21 protein-coding genes are annotated in these 18,602 nt (G+C 64.8%); 16 read left to right on the forward strand and 5 right to left on the reverse strand.

Annotation, left to right across the window (positions count from 1 at the left end; all coding sequences use genetic code 11):
• Window positions 1-19 precede the first annotated feature (19 nt).
• From BMW66_RS14850 to BMW66_RS14880, 7 genes are all read left to right on the forward strand, one after another.
• The gene (locus BMW66_RS14850; RefSeq protein ID WP_093119649.1) at window positions 20-2,431 is read left to right on the forward strand and encodes a phage tail tape measure C-terminal domain-containing protein; all 2,412 of its coding nucleotides are present in this window, start codon (window positions 20-22) and stop codon (window positions 2,429-2,431) included.
• Window positions 2,428-3,018, forward strand: a complete 591-nt coding sequence (locus BMW66_RS14855; protein WP_093119651.1) for a hypothetical protein — start codon at window positions 2,428-2,430, stop codon at window positions 3,016-3,018. Before BMW66_RS14850 ends, BMW66_RS14855 begins: the two co-directional genes overlap by 4 nt.
• Entirely contained in the window at window positions 3,018-3,578 is a 561-nt protein-coding gene (locus BMW66_RS14860; RefSeq protein WP_093119652.1) for a hypothetical protein, read from the forward strand. Before BMW66_RS14855 ends, BMW66_RS14860 begins: the two co-directional genes overlap by 1 nt.
• 308 nt (window positions 3,579-3,886) lie before the next feature.
• Window positions 3,887-4,285 (forward strand): DUF6950 family protein, encoded by a 399-nt coding sequence (locus tag BMW66_RS14865; RefSeq protein ID WP_093119653.1) that lies wholly within the window; start codon window positions 3,887-3,889, stop codon window positions 4,283-4,285.
• A 3-nt stretch (window positions 4,286-4,288) separates the two neighbouring features.
• Window positions 4,289-6,853 carry a phage tail protein gene (locus BMW66_RS14870; RefSeq protein ID WP_093119655.1) on the forward strand — a complete coding sequence of 855 codons (2,565 nt, stop codon included), beginning with the start codon at window positions 4,289-4,291 and terminating at the stop codon, window positions 6,851-6,853.
• Complete coding sequence (locus tag BMW66_RS14875; RefSeq protein ID WP_093119656.1) at window positions 6,853-7,083, forward strand: hypothetical protein; 231 nt, start codon at window positions 6,853-6,855, stop codon at window positions 7,081-7,083. Before BMW66_RS14870 ends, BMW66_RS14875 begins: the two co-directional genes overlap by 1 nt.
• 49 nt (window positions 7,084-7,132) lie before the next feature.
• Window positions 7,133-7,444, forward strand: coding sequence for a phage holin family protein (locus BMW66_RS14880; RefSeq protein ID WP_093119658.1), 312 nt, complete (start codon window positions 7,133-7,135; stop codon window positions 7,442-7,444).
• A 16-nt stretch (window positions 7,445-7,460) separates the two neighbouring features.
• Here BMW66_RS14880 and BMW66_RS14885 read toward each other — a convergent pair whose 3' ends face one another.
• Window positions 7,461-8,129 (reverse strand): UPF0149 family protein, encoded by a 669-nt coding sequence (locus BMW66_RS14885; protein WP_093119659.1) that lies wholly within the window; start codon window positions 8,127-8,129, stop codon window positions 7,461-7,463.
• An 84-nt stretch (window positions 8,130-8,213) separates the two neighbouring features.
• Here BMW66_RS14885 and BMW66_RS14890 point away from each other — a divergent pair, with 84 nt between their 5' ends.
• From BMW66_RS14890 to BMW66_RS14925, 7 genes are all read left to right on the forward strand, one after another.
• The gene (locus tag BMW66_RS14890; RefSeq protein WP_093119661.1) at window positions 8,214-8,564 is read left to right on the forward strand and encodes a hypothetical protein; all 351 of its coding nucleotides are present in this window, start codon (window positions 8,214-8,216) and stop codon (window positions 8,562-8,564) included.
• A 304-nt stretch (window positions 8,565-8,868) separates the two neighbouring features.
• Entirely contained in the window at window positions 8,869-9,909 is a 1,041-nt protein-coding gene (locus BMW66_RS14900; protein ID WP_139196188.1) for a phage tail fiber repeat family protein, read from the forward strand.
• A gap of 43 nt (window positions 9,910-9,952) precedes the next feature.
• The gene (locus BMW66_RS14905; RefSeq protein WP_093119664.1) at window positions 9,953-10,711 is read left to right on the forward strand and encodes a hypothetical protein; all 759 of its coding nucleotides are present in this window, start codon (window positions 9,953-9,955) and stop codon (window positions 10,709-10,711) included.
• Window positions 10,704-11,129, forward strand: a complete 426-nt coding sequence (locus BMW66_RS14910) for a hypothetical protein (protein WP_093119665.1) — start codon at window positions 10,704-10,706, stop codon at window positions 11,127-11,129. The genes BMW66_RS14905 and BMW66_RS14910 overlap by 8 nt, the downstream gene beginning before the upstream one ends.
• Before the next feature lie 4 nt (window positions 11,130-11,133).
• Window positions 11,134-11,664 (forward strand): hypothetical protein, encoded by a 531-nt coding sequence (locus BMW66_RS14915; RefSeq protein ID WP_093119667.1) that lies wholly within the window; start codon window positions 11,134-11,136, stop codon window positions 11,662-11,664.
• A 117-nt stretch (window positions 11,665-11,781) separates the two neighbouring features.
• A complete protein-coding gene (locus tag BMW66_RS14920) occupies window positions 11,782-12,462 on the forward strand; it encodes a YcbK family protein (protein ID WP_093119668.1) in 681 nt (226 codons plus the stop codon).
• Window positions 12,462-12,719, forward strand: coding sequence for a hypothetical protein (locus BMW66_RS14925; protein WP_093119669.1), 258 nt, complete (start codon window positions 12,462-12,464; stop codon window positions 12,717-12,719). Before BMW66_RS14920 ends, BMW66_RS14925 begins: the two co-directional genes overlap by 1 nt.
• Window positions 12,720-13,193: 474 nt before the next feature.
• On the opposite strand, the gene BMW66_RS14930 is transcribed toward BMW66_RS14925, so the two are convergent.
• The 4 genes from BMW66_RS14930 to BMW66_RS14945 form a co-directional block, all read right to left on the reverse strand.
• Entirely contained in the window at window positions 13,194-13,418 is a 225-nt protein-coding gene (locus BMW66_RS14930) for a phage integrase N-terminal SAM-like domain-containing protein (RefSeq protein WP_093119695.1), read from the reverse strand.
• A gap of 456 nt (window positions 13,419-13,874) precedes the next feature.
• A complete protein-coding gene (locus BMW66_RS14935) occupies window positions 13,875-15,179 on the reverse strand; it encodes a TRAP transporter large permease (protein ID WP_093119671.1) in 1,305 nt (434 codons plus the stop codon).
• Window positions 15,180-15,189: 10 nt separating this feature from the next.
• Window positions 15,190-15,867 (reverse strand): TRAP transporter small permease, encoded by a 678-nt coding sequence (locus BMW66_RS14940; protein ID WP_093119672.1) that lies wholly within the window; start codon window positions 15,865-15,867, stop codon window positions 15,190-15,192.
• Window positions 15,821-16,846, reverse strand: coding sequence for a TRAP transporter substrate-binding protein (locus BMW66_RS14945; protein ID WP_093119673.1), 1,026 nt, complete (start codon window positions 16,844-16,846; stop codon window positions 15,821-15,823). The genes BMW66_RS14940 and BMW66_RS14945 overlap by 47 nt, the downstream gene beginning before the upstream one ends.
• A 177-nt stretch (window positions 16,847-17,023) precedes the next feature.
• Between BMW66_RS14945 and hutC the strand changes: the two genes are divergently transcribed.
• Window positions 17,024-17,800 (forward strand): histidine utilization transcriptional repressor HutC, encoded by a 777-nt coding sequence (hutC, locus tag BMW66_RS14950; protein WP_093119675.1) that lies wholly within the window; start codon window positions 17,024-17,026, stop codon window positions 17,798-17,800.
• Window positions 17,794-18,600, forward strand: a complete 807-nt coding sequence (locus BMW66_RS14955; protein WP_093119676.1) for a phosphate/phosphite/phosphonate ABC transporter substrate-binding protein — start codon at window positions 17,794-17,796, stop codon at window positions 18,598-18,600. The genes hutC and BMW66_RS14955 overlap by 7 nt, the downstream gene beginning before the upstream one ends.
• Window positions 18,601-18,602: the final 2 nt, after the last annotated feature.

The following is an 18,602-nucleotide window of genomic DNA, read 5'->3' on the forward strand; positions in this document are numbered from 1 at the left end:
CTTCAAGGGTGCTATTGTGATGGCCACAAAACAAGTCTCCGTCCGCCTGTCGGCCACGGGCGGGCGCCAGGTGCGCGCTGAGCTCGAGGGCGTTGGGGCGTCTGGCGCGAAGGGCATGCAGCGATTGTCGCGCGAGATGGACGTGGCCAACAGGCGCATGGCGGCGTTTGCGCGGCGCGCGCGGGTTGCGGCGGCGGCCGCCGCTGCTGCTGTTGCCGCCGCCGGTGTGGCGCTGGTGCGCAACGGGCTGCAGACGGTGGATGCGCAGGCCAAGCTGGCGCAATCGCTCGATACCACGGTGGCGAGCGTGCAGGTGCTGGAGCGCGCGGCAGAGCTGTCCGGCTCCGGGATGGCCGATCTCGAGGCGGGCGCGGCGCGCCTGACGCGGCGCTTGTCGTTGTTCGCGGCCGATGGCAGCGGGCCGGCGGCCGGGGCGATCGAGCGGCTGACCCTGAACGCGGGTGAGTTGCTGCGCCTGCCGCTGGACAAGCGGATCGAGGTGGTGACCCGCGCGATCCGCGAGAACGCGGCGGCCTCTGAGCAGGCGGCGCTGTTCTCGCAGCTCTTTGGCGATCGCGGCTTTGTGGCCTTCCAGCGCCTGGACAGCGTCACGCTGCGCCAGGCGACGGCGGATCTCGCGGCCTTCGGCGTGATTGTCTCGGAGCAGGATGCGGACCAGATCGAGCGAACCAATGACGCGCTGTCGCGGCTCGGGCTCATCGGGCGCGGCGTGGCAAACCAGATTGCGGTGGCAGCGGCGCCGGCCCTGGAGACCCTGGCCGATGCTTTGGCGGCGGCGGCCCGTGTGACCGGGCCGCTTGGTCGGGCGATCACGGGTCTGATCGGCAATCTTGACCGGATCGTGATCTATGCCGGCACGTTTGCAGGCCTCATGGCGGGCAAATGGGTTGCCGGCATGGCGGCGGCGGCGCTCTCGGTGCGCGGGCTTGCGACCACGCTGGTGCTCCTGAAGGGCGCGCTCATTCGCACCGGCATTGGTGCGCTGATCGTGGGGGCCGGCGAGCTGGTCTGGTGGTTTACCAGGCTGGTGAGCGGCGCCGGGAGTTTTGGCGCCGCCATGGGGCTGTTGAAGGAATTGGCTTCCGAGGTCTGGTCGAAGGTCTCGCTGTCTGCGCAATCGGCCTGGGCCAATGTGGAGAGCAACTGGGCCGATGCGCAGGCGGCGATCCTCGACGGGCTGCAATCTGCGACGGACGGGATCACGTCCTGGGCCAACAGCACGATCAACACATTTGAGGGCACCTTCCTGGCGGTGCAGGCGATCTGGGACGCCTTGCCGGAGGTGTTCAGCCGGATCGGGGCCCTGGCGATCAACGGGCTCGTGGGGGCGATGGAGACCGGCCTCGAGGGGCTGACCGAGGGGGTCAATTCCCTACTTACCCTGGGCGGCCGTCGCCCGGACTGGGCCATCAAGGCGCCGGATCTCTCGGAATGGAAGGCCGCGGTGCCGGAGGCGATCCAACTGGGCGAGGCGGCGCACGCGGCCTATGAGCGCGCGTTTGCGGATGACCCGTTTAAGGCGCCGGTGCTGTTTGATGGCATGGCCGATGATGCGCGGATCCGTGCTGCGGGGTATGCCGAGGCGACGCGCATGCTGAGCACCGCCGCGGCGGGTCCGATCACCTCCTGGCAGGCCTTGCAGGCGGCGGTGACCGGCGCGGGCGAGGATGGCGCGGAAGTGCTGAACGCGGCGGCGGCCTCGGCTGACAAGGTCACCGAGGCGCTGACCAGGGCCGGCGGCGCGGCGGCCTCCACGAAACAGCAGCTCTCGGGCTTTCAGGCTGTGAGCCAAAGCCTGAAGGACTACGCCAGGACAGCGATGGATTGGGGCAAGGGGCTCGGCGAGACGCTGACCGGGGCGTTCAGCGGCGCCGAGAGCGCGTTCCGCAGCTTCGTGGAGACCGGCAAGCTGGACTTCAGGGGCCTGGTGCGCTCGATCCTCGCGGACCTGGCGGTGCTCGCCTTCAAGAAAGCGGTGCTGGGGCCGATCGCGAACGCGCTCTCGGGCGTGTTCGGCGGCGGATCGGTGGCAGCGGCCGTGTCGCATAACGGCGGCATGGTGGGTTTGTCGGGCATGGCGCGACGCGTGCCGGCGTTGGCCTTTACTGGCGCGGCGCGCATGCATTCGGGGGGCACCGTGGGGCCGGGCGGCGCCTGGGCCGGGCTGCGCCCCGATGAGGTGCCCACGATCCTGCAGCGCGGTGAGCGCGTGCTGAGCCGGCGCGAGGCGGCCGGGTATGGGCCGGGCGCACCCGGTGCGGGCGGTGTCACTGTCCATATCGACGCGCGCGGGGCGCAAGCTGGCGTGGCCGAGCAGATTGATGCCAGGCTGCGCGCGGCGCTGCCCGAGTTCAGGCGCGTGGCGATTGAAAGCGTGCGCAATCGCCGACTGCGGGGGCATGCGGTATGAGCGAGCTTCCCGTGACGCTGATCCAGTCGATCGAGCGGCGGCTGGTCACGTCAGTCTCGGCGCAAACCTCGCCCTTCACCGGCAGCCAGCAGATCCAGGACTGGGGCGGAGAGTGGTGGGAGGTCTCGTTTGACGTGGCGCTGACCAAGGGCCGGGAGGGCCGGCGGCTGTCGGCGGTCTTTACCGCGCTTGGCGGCATGCGCGGCTGGTTTGTCCTGCGCGACCCTTCCATGGCGCGTCCGGATTTGACGCAGAGCATTACGGTGTCGGGGGCCGGTCAACAGGGCAATACGCTCCTCACCTCGGGCTGGGGCGCGGATGCACCGGCGCTCGAGGCGGGCGACTTCTTCTCGATTGGCACCGGACGGGACATGCGGCTGCACCAGATCCTCGAGGACGCGGTGGCCGATGTCAGCGGCGCGGCGGTGCTGCGCGTCACGCCGCGCCTGCGCGCGGCATCCGTGGATTTGAGCCCGGTGGAGGTTGCCGCGCCCGGGATCGCGCTGCGCCTGACTGCGCCGGTGCCCACGCGCATCAGCCGGGCCGACAGCTTCCGCTTCTCGGTGACCGCACGGCAGGCGCTCTGATGGCCCGGGATATGTCGGCGATGATCGCAGCGGCTCTGGATGAGAGCGCGTTGCGCCCCATCCTCTTCTTCGAGGGGGAGTTCGCCTCGGGCTGGGTGCGGATCTGGTCCGGACTGGGCGATATCACCTGGACCGGGCAGACCTGGACCGGGGTTGGCAGTCTTTTGGGGCTGGGCGCGATCGAGGAGACGCAGCAGGTCGTGGCGGGTGGCACCACGGTGTCGCTGTCGGGCGTGCCGCTGGAGATGGTGGCGCTGGCCATTGATGAGGCGCGCCAGGGCAAGCCCGGCCGGGTGTGGCTGGGGCTCTTGACGGACGCGCGCGAGATCATCGCGGATCCGGTGCAGGCCTTTACCGGCCGGCTCGACGTGCCGGAGATCGCCGATACGGGTGAGAGCTGCACGGTGACGATCAGCTACGAGAACCGGCTGATTGATCTCGGGGCCCCGCGCAACTGGCGCTACACGCATGAGAGCCAGCAGGCGCTGGCGCCGGGCGATCAGGGCTTCGCCTTCGTCACCACGATCCAGGACAAGGAAATCACCTGGGGGCGAGGATGAGATGCGGCGATGCAGAACGCTCAACACTTGACATGAGACCGCCACAGAGGTCCGGCCGCGCTCCCACGCTCACGTCTCTGGCGCCTCTCATAAAAATTAAGAACGCCAAATCAATGGCTTGGATTTTTTGCCCGATTTTTAGGCGACACCCCTAAGCCACGGTTACACCGGCGCTTTTTTGGCGCCGCCCGCAAACTGCGCACACCATTATCCACAGATTCTGTGAAGACTTCGGCTCTTGCCAAACCCCGTCTCCTGACGGGTGGTGATTCCAAGGGCCAGTCCCCGAGAACGCGATGTGAACATCCATGCCTGACTGTCAGACCCGCCTCTTTCTTGCGCTCGACGCGGCGCGCGGGCGTCCTTTTGCCTGGGGCGTTCATGATTGCGCGACCTGGGCGTTCGATCTGCGCCGGGATCTGACGGGCGGCGCGGATATCGCGGCGCGCTGGCGCGGGCGCTACAGCACGGCGCGTGGCGCGCACCGCGTGATGCGCCGTCTGGGCTGGGAGAGCCTCGAGGCGATGGGGCGTGATCTTTTGGGCGATCCGCTGGCGACACCGCTTCTGGCGCAGCGCGGGGATCTGATGCTGGGCGGCGCGGATCCGGCCTTCGGGATCTGCGCGGGCGCCCGGGCGGCCTTCGTGGCACCAAAGGGGCTCACCTTCCTGCCGCTGTCGGCCTGCGTCCTCGCCTGGAGGGTATGACACATGCCGCCTGTTGTGCTTGGCGCTGTCGCTCTTGGCGGGGCGGCGGTGGCCGCTGGCGGTCTGGCCTCGGCTTTTGCGGCGGGCGGCCTGATCGGCTTTGCTGCAAGCTTTGGCGCGTCGATGCTGCTGTCGGCGGCCTCGCAAGCCCTGATGGGCACGCCGTCGGTCTCGATGCGGCCCAGAACCGTGAGCGTGCGCGAGCCGGTGATGCCGCGCGACATGGTCTATGGCCGGGTGCGCAAGGGCGGCGCCATCGTGTTCCTGCACGAGGCCGGACCGTCGAACAACTATCTGCACCTGGTGATCGTGCTGGCCACCCACCGCATCAAGTCGATCGGGGCGGTCTACTTCGACGGAGAGATGGCGGTGGACGCCGCGGGCACGGCGCTGGGTCGCTGGGCGGGCAAGGTTGAGATCGAGACGCGGCTCGGCCACCCGGATCAGACGGCGTTCGCGGATCTCTCCGAGGCGGTCTCGGAGCATTGGACCTCTGCGCATCGCCTGGACGGCTGCGCGGCGATCCACCTGCGTCTCAAATATGACGCGGATGCCTTCCCCGGCGGCATTCCGAGCATCTCGGTGGATATGCTGGGCAAGGATGACATCCTGGATCCCCGCACGGGCGTGCGGGGCTATAGCGAGAACGCCGCGCTTTGCGTGGCCGATTACATGGTCGATCCGGTGTTCGGGCTGGGGGCCGGGATTGGCCTGGAAGACGGGATCGAAACCGAAAGCCTGGTCGAGGCGGCCAATATTTGCGCGGAAGCGGTGCCGCTGGCCGCGGGCGGCAGCGAGCCGCGCTATGCCTGCAACGGGGTTGTCACGCTCGATCAGACGCCGCAGACCATCATCGAGGCGATGCTGACGGCGATGGCGGGTCGCTGCATCTGGCAAGGCGGTGCCTGGCGCCTCCACGCCGGGGCTTACCGTGCGGCGGATGTGACGCTTGGCGCCGATGATCTGCGCGAGGGCGGGATTGTGCTCACCACGCGGCAAAGCCGGGCCACCAGCTTCAACGGGGTGCGCGGGCAGTTCATCAGCCCGGAAAATGACTGGCAGCCCGATGACTTCCCGGCGTATGCCTCGCCCGCCTATATCGCCGAGGATGGCGGCACGCCCGTATGGCGGGATATCTCGCTGCCGTTTACCATCTCGCCTTCGGCGGCGCAGCGCATTGCCAGGATCGAGCTGGAGCGCGCGCGGCGCCAGCAGGTGGTCAAATGGTCGGGCAAGCTCAGCGCCTGGAAGGCGGCGACCGGCGATACGGTCACGGTGGATTACACACGCTGGGGCTTTGCCGGCAAACCCTTCGAGGTACAGTCTTCGCGACTTGATCTGAGCGCGGTGGGCGAGGGCGTGATGCTGGTGCCGGAGCTGATCCTGCGCGAGACCTCGCCGCTGGTCTATGACTGGGACGTCAGCGAGGAACAGATCTACGCGGCCGCGCCGCGCACGACATTGCCGTCGGCGTTCCGCACGGTGGCGCCGGGCACACCGGAGATCTCGGAAGAGCTCTATATCACCCGCGATGGCGGCGGCGCCAAGGTGCTGATCACCGCCACCTGGGCGCCGGCCCCTTCGAGCTTTGCCGCGAGCTACCAGATCGAGGCGCGCCGCGACGGTGGGGACTGGATCGACTATGGCCGCCAGGTCAGCACGACCCTGCAGATCCGCGACGCCAGCCCCGGCCAGTGGGAGCTGCGCGTGAAGGCGGTGTCCGCGCTCGGCGTGTCCTCGGAGTGGCGGTCAAGATCGGCCGAAATCCTCGGGCTGACCGCGCCGCCGGTCGCGCTTGAGGACGTGACGCTGCAAACAGCCGGGGGGCTCGCGATCCTCAAATGGGCGCGGGCGGCGGATCCCGATGTGCGAGTGGCGGGCAATATCGTCATTCGCCACAGCCCGGAGGCCAGCCCCACATGGGCCAACAGCTATTCCATGGACCGGGTGGCGGGCTCCGAGGCAATTGCCGTGGTGCCGCTCAAGCCCGGCGCCTATCTGCTGCGCGCCGAGGACAGCGGCGGCCGGCTGGGACCGGTGAGCACGATCTCCACCAAGGGCACGCAGGCGCTGGCCTTCGCGCCTGTGGCGAGCCTGCAGGCCGATGGCACCTTTCCGGGTGCCAAAACGGATCTGGTGGTCGAGGGCGCGACGTTGCGGCTTGCTACGGCCGTCGATGGCAGTGGCGTGCCCTATGTGCCGCAGACCGAGGGGCTCTACGCGTTCGGCGCGGGGCTCGATTTTGGCGCGGTGCGGCGCATCCGGCTGCGCAGCGAGATCAGGCTGGCGGTGCTGGCGCTGCTTGACGAGATCGATGCGCGTCTGGAGCCGATTGACGCCTGGGCGGATTTTGACGGCACGGATGGCGCCGAGACGGATGTGGTGGTGGAGATCCGCGAGACCGATGACGATCCATCCTCCGCGCCGGTATGGTCGGCCTGGGGGCGGGTCGACAATCACGAGATTGAAGCGCGGGCCGTGCAGGCCCGTGCCTGGTTGCGCACGGCGGACGCCGCCTGCACGCCGGTGGTCTCGCGGCTCCGGCTCCATGCCGATGAGGTGGCCTGATGGCTCAGACAAACAGTTACGCGATTGCCAATGATGCGGGCCTCGCGGTGCGCCAGCGCCTCAACGAGGTGCTGGCGGCGCTGCAATCGTCCAATGCCGGGGCAACGGCGCCGCCTGCGACCCGGCCGGGCATGATCTGGCTGGATACCAGCCAGACCCCGCCGGTGGTCAGGATGCGCAATGCCACCGATACCGGCTGGGAGGCGCTGCTCGATGGCGGCAGCTACTGAGACTCGCGGCGTGTCCGGGGCCGGGCCCGCAACAAAATGAGGTCGCGCCATGAACGACGGCAGCTTTATCGAAACCATCAACTCGCTTTTTGGCGGGGCCATCACCACGCTGATCGGGGCCTTCACCGGACGGCTGATGTATCACTCGGGCGAGGTCAGGCTGGGCCGTCGTCGCTTCTTTGGCCGCGAGCTTTTGTGGGAAGTACCCGTCGCCATCGGCATGGCGATCATCGGCGAAGCCCTCGCCAGCCACCTCGGCCTCGCCCAGCCGGTCAGCACCGGGCTGGTGGCCACGCTGGCCTATCTCGGGCCGCGCGGCGCCGAGGCGATGATCTGCGCATGGCTCAGGCGAAGGAAGTGACGCAGAGGGGCAGCGGTCAGTTGGCGCCGCAGCATTTTTTGTATTTGCGCCCCGAGCCGCAGGGACATGACTCATTCCGGCCCGGCCGTTTTGCGGTGCCGGCGGGGCCCTGATGCGCCGCTTCCGCAGCAAACAGCTCAGGGCGCGCGCATACCAGTATCGCCGCGACGCAATTGGGAATCATATCCGGCGCCTCGGCATCGATCTCATCGTCAGTGAACGTAGTGGTGCCCTCATATATGTCCTGCAACGCCATCAGGAAGATCATCGAAGACTGCGCCTCTTCATCGGCGCGTTCCAAAAGAGCCTGCCATGCCTCGGGGCACAGCCGCATGGCGGCGACAAAGCCGTCAATCCAGGGCTCCCACAACGTCTCGTCGCTGTTCGGGTCGACTTCATAGATCGGCTCGATCCATGGCGAGTCCGCCATCGCCGTTGCCACGAAATTGTAATGTGCCATCACCGCCGCGATCGTCTCTTCGGCTGTCCGGGGATCTGGAAAGTTTGCCTCGCCCGTCTCTCCCCAGACATGTGCAAGCCAGTCGGAGGGCGGAATCATCTCGGGACAGACCAGAATGCCCGTCACATAGCCATCCAGCTCGCTCACGGTCATCGGGAAATTCTCCTGAGGTAGCGCCCACAGAAGCGCGGCAAGGCGGTCCAGTTCCTGATCCGAATTTCCCATGTCACATCTCCATGATCTCCGCCCGAATTAACCGGACCGGGGTCAATCCGCAATCGCACAAGCCTGACTTACGGGGACCTGCTCATGAGCTTGCCCACCACTCTTGCCGAAGGCCCGACCATCCTGATCGGTTATGAATACCGGTTGCAGATCGAGGCCGACACCCCGCTCTTTCCGCAGGGCGCCGCGCTTGCGGCACAGCTTCGCATGCAACTGGCCGATGAGACCGTGATCGCGGACCTCTCGAGCGCAGGCGGCGATCTGGTACGAATCAGCGACAGGGTGCTGGAGATGCGGATTGCCCCTCAGATCACCGCGCAGATGTCTGTCGGATCGGTCGTACTCGATATGGTTCGGACTGATCTTCAACTGCCGCGGCATCTCGGCTTCTTTCTTGAAATCCCGGTCTCTCTGCCGGTGACGCGAGGCCTGTAGCCATGCCTGAAGGTGTCGCGATCCGCCAGGCGATGGGTCCGATCAGCGTAGGGGTTACCTCCGATGTGCCGGTCGCTGTTCGGATTGCCGGCGCACCGATTCGCATGCGGGTGCTGGGGATACCCGGCCCGCAGGGGGCGCCGGGCCCGAAAGGTGACCAGGGCGATCAGGGCGCGCCCGGGAACATTGTTCTTCCAACCGATGTGCCAATAAACGGAGGCTTTTTCTGATGGCCAATACGATCCAGCCGAAACGCCGTGCCTCCGGCAATGCAGGCGCGCCCGCTGCGCTCAAGTAGGGCGAGATGGCCCATAATGAGGTCGACAGCACGCTCTATATCGGCACCGGCGATGACGGGACCGGAAATGCCACGACCATCGTTCCGTTTGCCGGCTCGGGCGCGTTCATGTCCCTCACCGGAACGCAGACCGTGGGCGGGGCAAAGATCTTTTCGACGGTGCCGAGGTCATCACAGGACGCCTCTGCCAGCGCCGATCTGGTGCGCAAGGCGCAGTTCGATGCTGCTCTTGCAGGCAAGGCGGCCACCGGCCACGGGCACGCGATCGGCGATGTCAGCGGCTTGCAGACCGCCCTCGACGGCAAGGCAGCTGCCGCCCATGGCTACACGATCGCGGATATCACCGGATTGCAGACGGCGCTGAACGGCAAGGCCCCGCTGGCCTCTCCGGCTTTGACCGGAACGCCAAGCGCGCCTACGGCCGCGGCCGGGACCAACACGACCCAGATCGCCACCACCGCCTTCGTGAAGGCAGAGCTGGCCGGCTTCGGGGCGGGGGACATGCTCGCCGCGACCTATGACACCGACGGTGATGGCAAGGTGGATGCGGCTGAGGCTGCCGACAATGTGCCGTGGGCCGGGGTGACGGGAAAGCCTGCAAGCTTCCCGCCATCGAGCCATTCCCACAGTATCGGTCAGGTCACCGGGCTGCAGGCGGCTCTGAACGCCAGGGCACCTCTGGCGTCGCCCTCCCTGACCGGAACGCCCACTGCGCCCACGGCCGCGGCAGGCAGCAGCACCACCCAGATTGCCACCACAGCCTTTGTCAAGGCAGCGGTCGATACATTGATCAGCGGGGCGCCGGGCGCCCTTGATACTCTCAATGAACTGGCGGGTGCCCTGGGCGACGACCCGAACTTCGCGACGACCGTCACCAACGGTCTGGCCGGCAAGCTGGCCAGGGCCTCGAACCTTGCCGATCTGCCGGACAAGGCCGCCGCCCGTGCAAACCTCGGGCTCGGTTCGATGGCCACGCAGTCTGCAGGCAGCGTGGTCATCACCGGCGGCAGCATCACCGGCATCGCTTTGGATGGCGGGACGTTCTGACCGCCCTCCCATCGCTCACATGAGACACTGAAAGGATCGCCATATGGCAATAAGGATCAAACGCTCTGCCGTAGCCGGAAAGGTTCCCACGACCACGCAGCTCGATCTTGGCGAGCTGGCGCTCAACACCCATGACGGCCGGCTCTTTGCCAAGCGCGACAACGGCGCACAGTCGGTCGTCGAGTTTGCGGGCACCGCCCGGACGATCTCCGCCGGCACCGGGCTCACCGGCGGAGGGACCCTGGCCGCGAACCGTACCCTCTCGGCAAAAATCGCTACGCAGGCGGAGGCGGAGGCCGGCACCGCAACCGGCAAGCTCATGACGCCGCAACGCACCGCGCAGGCTATCGCCGCGCTGGCCGCGGCCGGAGGGCTGCCGGGCCTGTCGGCAGGAACGGCAATCCGCAGCCGGATCGATGGCGCAGTGAGCAAATACGATCCTGTCTTCAGCTCCCGCCACCGGTTTGACTTCATCCAGTTCGGAACGATCCGGATCAGCGTGGATATCCGTTGCTCTCATACCGGCAATTCCGGGGACGTACGCATTCTTCGGACCCGGAACGGATCGGCGCTGAGCGTTGCAAGCTGGGCGCCGGCGTCGACCAGCTTCGTGGTCAAGACAGCAGACATCGCGGTTCAGCCGGGAGACCGGCTCGACGTGCAATACCGCGGTGGAGGCTCGACCACCGGCGGGAAAAGCACGACCTACCACTACGTCTACCTGCGCAACGTGCGCTTCAAGACCGGGGGCGAGACCCTGCTGCCCGGAACCTACGCACGACTGGAGGGCAACGTTGCATAACCCGCGCTTTCTCAGCGATGACAACAGCCTCATCGCAATCGATCCGGACGCCGATACCACGTTGGTGCTCGAGCAGGGTGTCAGCCCCGGCTACGACACGGTCCTGTCCGGCGCGTATGGCCCGATCGCCCCCTATGTGCCTTCCGAGGGCGATGGCCCGGTCGTTCCAGTACCCGTTGTCTCGCGCTTCCAGGCGAAGGCGGCGCTTCTTCAAATGGGCCTTCTCGACCAGGTCGAGACGCTCCTGGTGGGCATGGATGCCGTGACGCGCCTGGCCTGGGCGGACGCCGTCGAGTTCCGCCGCACCAGCCCGCTCATCAATGCCCTGGCGCCCAATCTGACATGGCCCGATGGCACCGCGTTGACAGCCATCGACATCGACGCGCTCTTCCAGCTTGCCCAGAGTATCGAGGTCTGACCCCATGCAATATGAACGCATCCAACTGATCACCGCCGCCCCGAAGTTTGATGCCATCGCCGATATTGTGGCGAACGTACGCGCAGTCCGCAGCCTGGCGCCGATCGATGCCATCAACGACTTGCGTGCGTTCGCGCGGCGCGGGGACACGGCGGCTCTGGCGTGGGATGGCGATACGCTGGCCGGCTGTGTTTGCCTCACGGCCTGCCATCACTTCATTCAGGGCGCCGAATGGATGCCCATCAAGGTGGCACTGATCCGCCGTGGGCTCGATCTTGCCAGGATCGGCTGTTCCCACTTTGTCTATCTGCATCCCGACTACTGGGGACAAGGCCATACTCTGGCACTCAACGCGCATGCCCGGCGCAGCAATCGGGCGTTCACCCACACTCTCGCGCATGGGTTTGCCACCAGCAGGCTGGAGGATTGGGCCGCACAGCTGCCCGGCGCCGAGGATGTGGGCCTGCCCGGGCCGCACGGGGGGCGCGTGTTCATACGGGAAATCACGCCGGAGATCACGGCAGACTCCAGCTGAGCGGAGACAAACTGCAAAAACCGGCCTTCGCGACAGCCTGCCGGCGCAGATCACCCCCGACTCGAACCATCAACCCGTAGCGCTTGTTGCGGGTTTTGTTATTTGAAGGAGACCCCGATGTCTGGTCCTGTTCGAACCTTCCGCCACTACCGCAATGTGCCCGAGCGCGTCTGGCGCTGGCCCGACTTCAGCCCGGCCGAGATTGCCTGTCGCGGCACCGGCCAGTTCAAACTGCACCCCGAGGCGATGGACAGGCTGCAGGCGCTGCGAGACCGGTTGGACAAGCCGCTGATCGTGCGCTCGGCCTATCGCAGTCCGGACCACAACCGCGCCGTGGGCGGACCGAAGGCCTCGAAGCACATGGATGGCACGGCCTTCGATATCTCCATGGCAAACCATGACCCGGTCGCCTTCGAGGCGGCGGCGCGCGAGGTCGGGTTCCTCGGCTTTGGATTTTATCCGCGCTCGAACTTCATGCACGTCGATCTGGGGCCGGAGCGGTCCTGGGGCGAACGCTTTCCGGACCGGGCGGTGCCGTTTGCACGCGAGGCGCCGCCCGCGCGTGAGGTGCTGGCGCAAAGCCGTACGCTCAGGGGCACCGGAGCGGCCGGGGTGGCGACTGTCGGCGTGGGCGGGGTCGAGGTTGCGCAGGGCGTCCTCGCCGAGGCGCAGAGTGCGGTTTTGCCGCTGGTGCCGTATCTCGATACCCTGAGATGGGTGTTCATCGCGCTCGCTCTCGCGGGGATCTGCGTCGCGGTTTGGGCGCGGATAGACGACTGGCGCAGGGGGCTGCGGTGATGTGGACCACCCTGCTGATCGGGGCAGTTGCCCGGCCGTGGGTGCGGCGGGCGGTGTTCGTGGGGCTCGGCGCGCTCGCCGTTTTTCTGTTTCTGTTCAACCTCCGCCGGGGCGGCGAGCGCGCTGGGCGCGCCGCCGAACGGCTCGACATGCTGGAGCGCACCAATGCCGTTCAACGACAGATGCTGGAGGCCGCGGCGCGGCGGCCTCGTAGTCGTGATGATCTTGTTGAGTGGTTGCGCGGAGGTCGGTTCTGATGCCCCGCCCGGAAGTTGTCCGCCGGTGGTGGAGTACAGCCGGGCCGAGCAGGCGCGCGTGGCGGACGAGGTGGCGGTGTTGCCGGAGGGGGCCGTGATAGTAGGGTGGCTGGCGGATTACGCCGTCTTGCGCGCGCAGGTGCTGAAGTGTGGGAGTGAGCTAATGGGATGAACTGCTATCCCACTGGCCCGCTGCTATGGTGGCGGAATTGGCGGAAAAGAGAAGCATCCGATGAACATCAAGGTTTTAGGCATTAGATTTGGGCAAGACGGTTTGTAGCCTTGCAGGATTCGACGAAATTCGGGCGACCGTATTTCGGAAGCGCATCCAGCAGCACCGGCTGCTAGTTTTCCTGAACGATCTACCACTTTGCATTGTGGCGATGGAGCCTGCAACGGCGCACATCACATTGAGCGTGTCTGCCTGGAAGTGAGGCATGAACCTAGATTGATGTCGCCGGTATACGTGCGCCCCTACGTACGCCTGCCGAAGGTCGATAGCGTGACTCCGGTGTCCTTCATATGAAGCTGATAGCTGCGCAAATCCTCCGGCGTGGCCGAGTCCGGCGATCTTCTCAGAAAAACGGCGAAATCCCTGACCGCCCGGATGTGGAACTTCTGTGCTCTGTCGCCCATTCCACGGATGCGCATATCTCCTATCATCCGCTGAGGCAGCGGGGTTGCTCTCTTTTCTGTCATGGGAACCTCCTGTCTGATGATTGAGAAGGCCCCAATCGCCAGACAAGTCAGGAAGATCACAAGATGTGCGCCGCTACGGGTGTCGCACGCCATCTGCCAAATGCGCCAATGCCGCCGAGCGGCTTCGCCCACGGGACTCATTCTGTTGAAAACTCAACCTGCCAGCCGCGATGATGCGGTCTCGTCACTGTGCGTACGCCCTCTCGATCACGCTGGCCGAGCGGTTTGAGGCGCGGGGATAAACTTTGCTAGCTCCCAGACGTTCTGGGCGGTGGCTGCGAGATGTAATCCGTCGCATGCGCCACATCGTCCACGTAATCGGAGTTTAGGCTAAAGATCCGCTTCAGATGTGCCAACAGTATTTCAAGATTTTTCCGGATTTGCCGAAAATCGCGCATGCGGTGGTTCGTGCGATGGCCTGATTCACATTGCGAGACGGCTCGAAGATCGACCGGGTCACATCGTCTGTGGAAGCCAGATAGCGATGGCCGGGAACAGGATGATCAGCAGCAACCGCACGATGTCAGCGCCCAGGAAGGGCATGATGCCACGGAATATCGTGCGCAGGGGAATATCGCGCCGAACCCCGTGCATGACAAAGACATTGATACCGATGGGCGGTGTGATCATGCCGATCTCAATCACCACAATCATCACGATGCCCCACCAGATCGGATCATAGCCTAGCCCGACGGTCACCAGCGGAAATACAAAGGGTAGCGTGATCACCATCGCCGCGATCGAATCGAATATCGCGCCGAGGGCGATATACATCACGGCCAACATCAGGATTACGGCCAGCGGCGCCAGGTCCAGCGAGATGATGCCGTTCACCAGTGCCGAGGGCAGATGGGTCAGTGTGATGAAATTCGAGAAGATATGCGCGCCAATCAGGATGGTATAGAGCATTCCGACGCTATAGGCCGTTTCGGCCACCGTGCGGCGTAGGCTGGCGAGGTCGAGCTTACCGCGCGCGAAAGCAAAGAGCATCGTGACGAGAACTCCGGCGGCAGCAGCTTCGGTCACGGTGAAGATACCCCCGTATAGACCGACGGTCATGATCGCGATGACCAGAATGATACCCCAAGTTGAAACGGCGACGCGCGCCGTCTCACCCCAGCCTGCCCGCGATCCGGCCGGGGCGAGCGCAGGGTTGCGACGCACGACCAAGTAGATCGCCAAAATATAGATCCCGATAGTCAGCAGCCCCGGCAGGATGCCGGCTATGAAGAGATCGACCACGAATTGCTCGGTCAGGAAGGCATATATCAGCATGATCGAGGACGGTGGAATCAGGGATCCCAGCGTACCACCCGCCGCGATGCTTCCGGTGCCCAGGCTTTGCGCGTATTTGCGGCTTTCCATCTCGGGCAAGGCTATGCGCGCCATGGTCGCGGTGGTGGCAATGGACGAGCCGCAGGCCGCGCCGAAGCCTCCACAGCCCAACACGGTCGCCACGGCCAGCCCGCCCTTGCGATGGCCGATAAGCGCGTTGGACAGCCGGTAGAGATCCCCCGCGAGTCCCGAGGTGCCGGCAAAGGCCCCCATAAGCAGGAACATCGGAATGATAACCAACTCGGGGCTGGAAATCGCACCGGCGGTTTCGGTGCCGAACATGGCAATGGCAGCACTGGGATTGCCGGTAAGTATGGCGAACCCGATAACCCCGGCAATCGCCATGGCGATTCCGATCGGTACATGCAGCGCGATCAGAACGAGCATGCCCGCGAAACCGAGCATTCCAACAAATATCGGATCCATGAAAGTTTTCCTAATTGCCGTGTTCGGGATCGTCTTCAGGCTCGGGAAGTTCCGACAGCAGCGGGTTTGCCTGCTTCAGGTTCACAACCGTTTCGAGTACCACGAAACACTGGATGGGAATACAGGCCGCCAAAAGCAGCGTCGTCAGGAACCAGGAGGGCCACGCGGGAATCTGAAGAAGCCAAGTCACCTGGGCGTTGTCGAAAATGTTCCATGAATAATCGCCGACCCGCCAGACGATCCCGAGGATGACGATCAGGGTAACACCCTGCCCAAACAATTCAACCGCCTGGCCCGCTCGTGTCCGCAATCCGCGCCCGAGGAAACGGATAGTGATATTCTGACGCGCCGCGAGCGCGACGGGAAAACACGACGCAACGACGGGCGGAGTGATGATCTCGATCAGGTCGCTCAGCCCGTAAATCGGTTTGCTGAACATTCCGCGCATAATGACATCCGCGAACGTGGCGACCGACAAGATCAGCAGGCCCAGAAGTCCGATCGCCGCGGCGATCTCACTACGACTGAGCCATCGGGAGATGAGTGCGCTTGCAGTCATTACGGCCCCTCCATCGAATGAGAAAGGCAAGGCGGGTTCCGGTCGCCGCCTTGCACGCGTTCCGAACGGGTCGGCAATCAGTTTAGTTTGCCGCGCGGACAGCTTCCAGCGCCTTGATGGCCTCTTCATAGAGGTTCACACCATCCTGGTTCGGCTTGTCCCATTCGTCGACAACCGGCTGAAGCAGCGCGCGCGCCTCGGCCACCTGTTCGTCGCTCCATTCATACACCGTCTGTTCTTCGTCGGCGCGGATCTTGGCCTTGCTCTCTTCCTGCTGCGTGTCCAGCCCCTCGCCCAGGACGCGGGTGAACCATTCGCCGGAATAGGTGTCGAAGGCTGCCTTGGCCTTGGGCGGCAGCTTTTCATAAGTATCGCGGCGCATTGGGAAGATCACGGCCACCGACCCCAGTTTCAGGTCCCACATGTGGTGTTTGGCGGCATCGGCAATGCGGAAATTGTAAAGATTTCCGGGTGCCATCATGGCTCCGTCCAGCAGCCCGCGCGAAATGTTCTCGGCAATTTGCGGCGCGGGCACGTTACCCACCGGTGTCGCACCTAGTAAACTGGCCATCTGAGTCTGGATGGGACCCGCGACGCGCAGCCGCTTGCCGGAGAGATCATCGAGATCGGCGATCGGATCAGTCGAGGAAAGCGCATAGGGTCCGGTCATTATGATCCCTACCAGCATCAGGTCGTCGAAGTCCGATAGTAGACCCTGCTCGTACAAGCTGTATGCGGCGAGTCCGGCCTCGACATTCGATTCGGCGAGAAAGGGCAGTTCAAAAACAGACAGTTCGGGGAAGCGCCCGGGGGTGTATGCGGTCACCACCTCGGCGATGTCGGTGATGCCGTTTTCCACCATCGAAAGCTGTTGGACAGGGCTCTTGCCAAGCGAGCCACCCGGGTAGTGCTCGATCTTGAGCGTACCTTCGGAGGCTTTCTCGACCGCCTCGATGAAGGCGGGAACACTGATGCGATTGTTCGCGCTCATCGGCGAGAACGCGGACGCGAATCGAAGGGTTGTGGTCTCCTGTGCAAGGACCGGCGCGCCGACGACGGCTGCAACCAGGCCCATGGCTCCGGCGATTTTTTTGAAATTTTTGAACATTTTTTACTCCCTGTCGTGATGGAGATCGGCAAAACGCAAGCCACCCCTCCGCTTCATCCGGACGATTCACCGTCCGACATTATTGACAAGTCTATGCTGGTATATACAATCAATGCAAATAAAAATTACTGGGACTCGTCAAAAGGTTGGTAAGATGACAACACATGCACAGCAAAGATGCACAAGACCGAGGCGACGCCGGAAATGAAGACACCAACAAGAATTTCTCAGATTCCGCTGAGTCGTCAGATCAAGGATTTCATTCTTGAAGGTATTTCGAGCGGCGACCTGTCCCCCGGTGACCGGATTCCGTCGGAAGCCGAACTGGCCAAGCATTTCTCGGCCTCACGGATGACAGTGAACCGGGCGGTATCCGAGCTGACCGTCGAAGGTCGGCTGAGCCGTGTTCAGGGGTTGGGAACCTTCGTGGCGGAGTTCAAGCCTCTGGCACCGCTCTTCGAGGTTCGAAGCATAGCGCAGGAAGTCGTCGAACAGGGCAAGACGCATTCCAGCGTCCTGCTTGAAGCCGAGTGCGAACCGGCAACTAAGCAGGAGGCCGGTCGGCTGGAGGTTGAAACGGGCACCGAAATCTTCAAACTTCAGGTCCTGCACCTGAGCGACGGGCGTCCAATCCAGATAGAGGTCCGGCTAGTTGTGCCCAAATTCGCGCCCCTTTTCCTAGAGCAGGATTTCACCACAATCACGCCCTCGGATTATCTGCAGAAGAACGTTCTTTTCAGCGAAGTCGAGCACAAGGTCGACGCGGTGTCCGCCGGAGAAGAAATTGGCCAATTGCTTGAGATCGAAAAGAATGCGCCCTGCCTTCGGCTGGTACGGCGCACGTGGATAGGTAACGAGATCATTACGTATGTTCAACTGATACATCCGGGCGAGGCGTTCCGCTTCACCGGTCGATTCACCGGCCCCCAGAATGTGAAGGCCATGCCATGTTGATCGGCTGCACCCGCATGTACAATGTAACGCCGACCGTGGCCGAGTTGTGGCGCGAGCTGCTAGAGCGGGCCTCGCGGCGTGCCGATGTCTCGCTGGAGGTGATAGACCATCCGGCCCCTGCCCGGCTGGACGCGTTGTGGCGGCGGCCCGACATGGGGGCCGTGTTCATGTGCGGCTGGCCCTATCGGCGGTCGGACCCGCGGCCGCAGATCGTGGCGGCGCCGGTCCCGAACTCGCCGTTCTGCGAGGGTCCGAATTACTGCTCGGTCATGGTGGTGCGGGCGGAGTCGCGCCTCAAGACGCTGGAGGACACGTTCGGCGGGCGCATTGCCTGGACCGAAGAGGGGTCGCATTCGGGGTTCAACGCGCCGCGCAGACTGCTGATGCGCCACGCGACGGAGGGCCAGCCGCTTTATGCCGAAAGCGTGGGGCCGGTGGTGACGCCGCGCGCCTCGGTCAACGCCGTCCTGGAGGGGCGCGCGGATATAGGGCCGGTGGACAGCCTGTTCTTTCACCTGCTCGAGCGACATGAGTCGGAAACCGCGGCGAAGCTGCGCGTGGTGGCGCGGACGGATTGCGCGCCGGTTCCGGTTCTGGTGGCCGCGCGCGACGTGCCCGCCGAGACGGTCGCGGCGCTGGGGATTGCGCTGGAGGAGAGCGAGCACGATCCACACTGCGCGGACTTGCTGCGCGATCTGTGCCTTCGCGGGTTCGAGAGGGTGGCGGACCCGGAGCGCTACGCGTTGACGGAACGCTGGGATGCCGAGGCGCGGGCGGCAGGTTACGACCGCCCCGCCTGAGC

This window comes from Salinihabitans flavidus (assembly GCF_900110425.1).
Classification (GTDB): Bacteria; Pseudomonadota; Alphaproteobacteria; order Rhodobacterales; family Rhodobacteraceae; genus Salinihabitans; species Salinihabitans flavidus.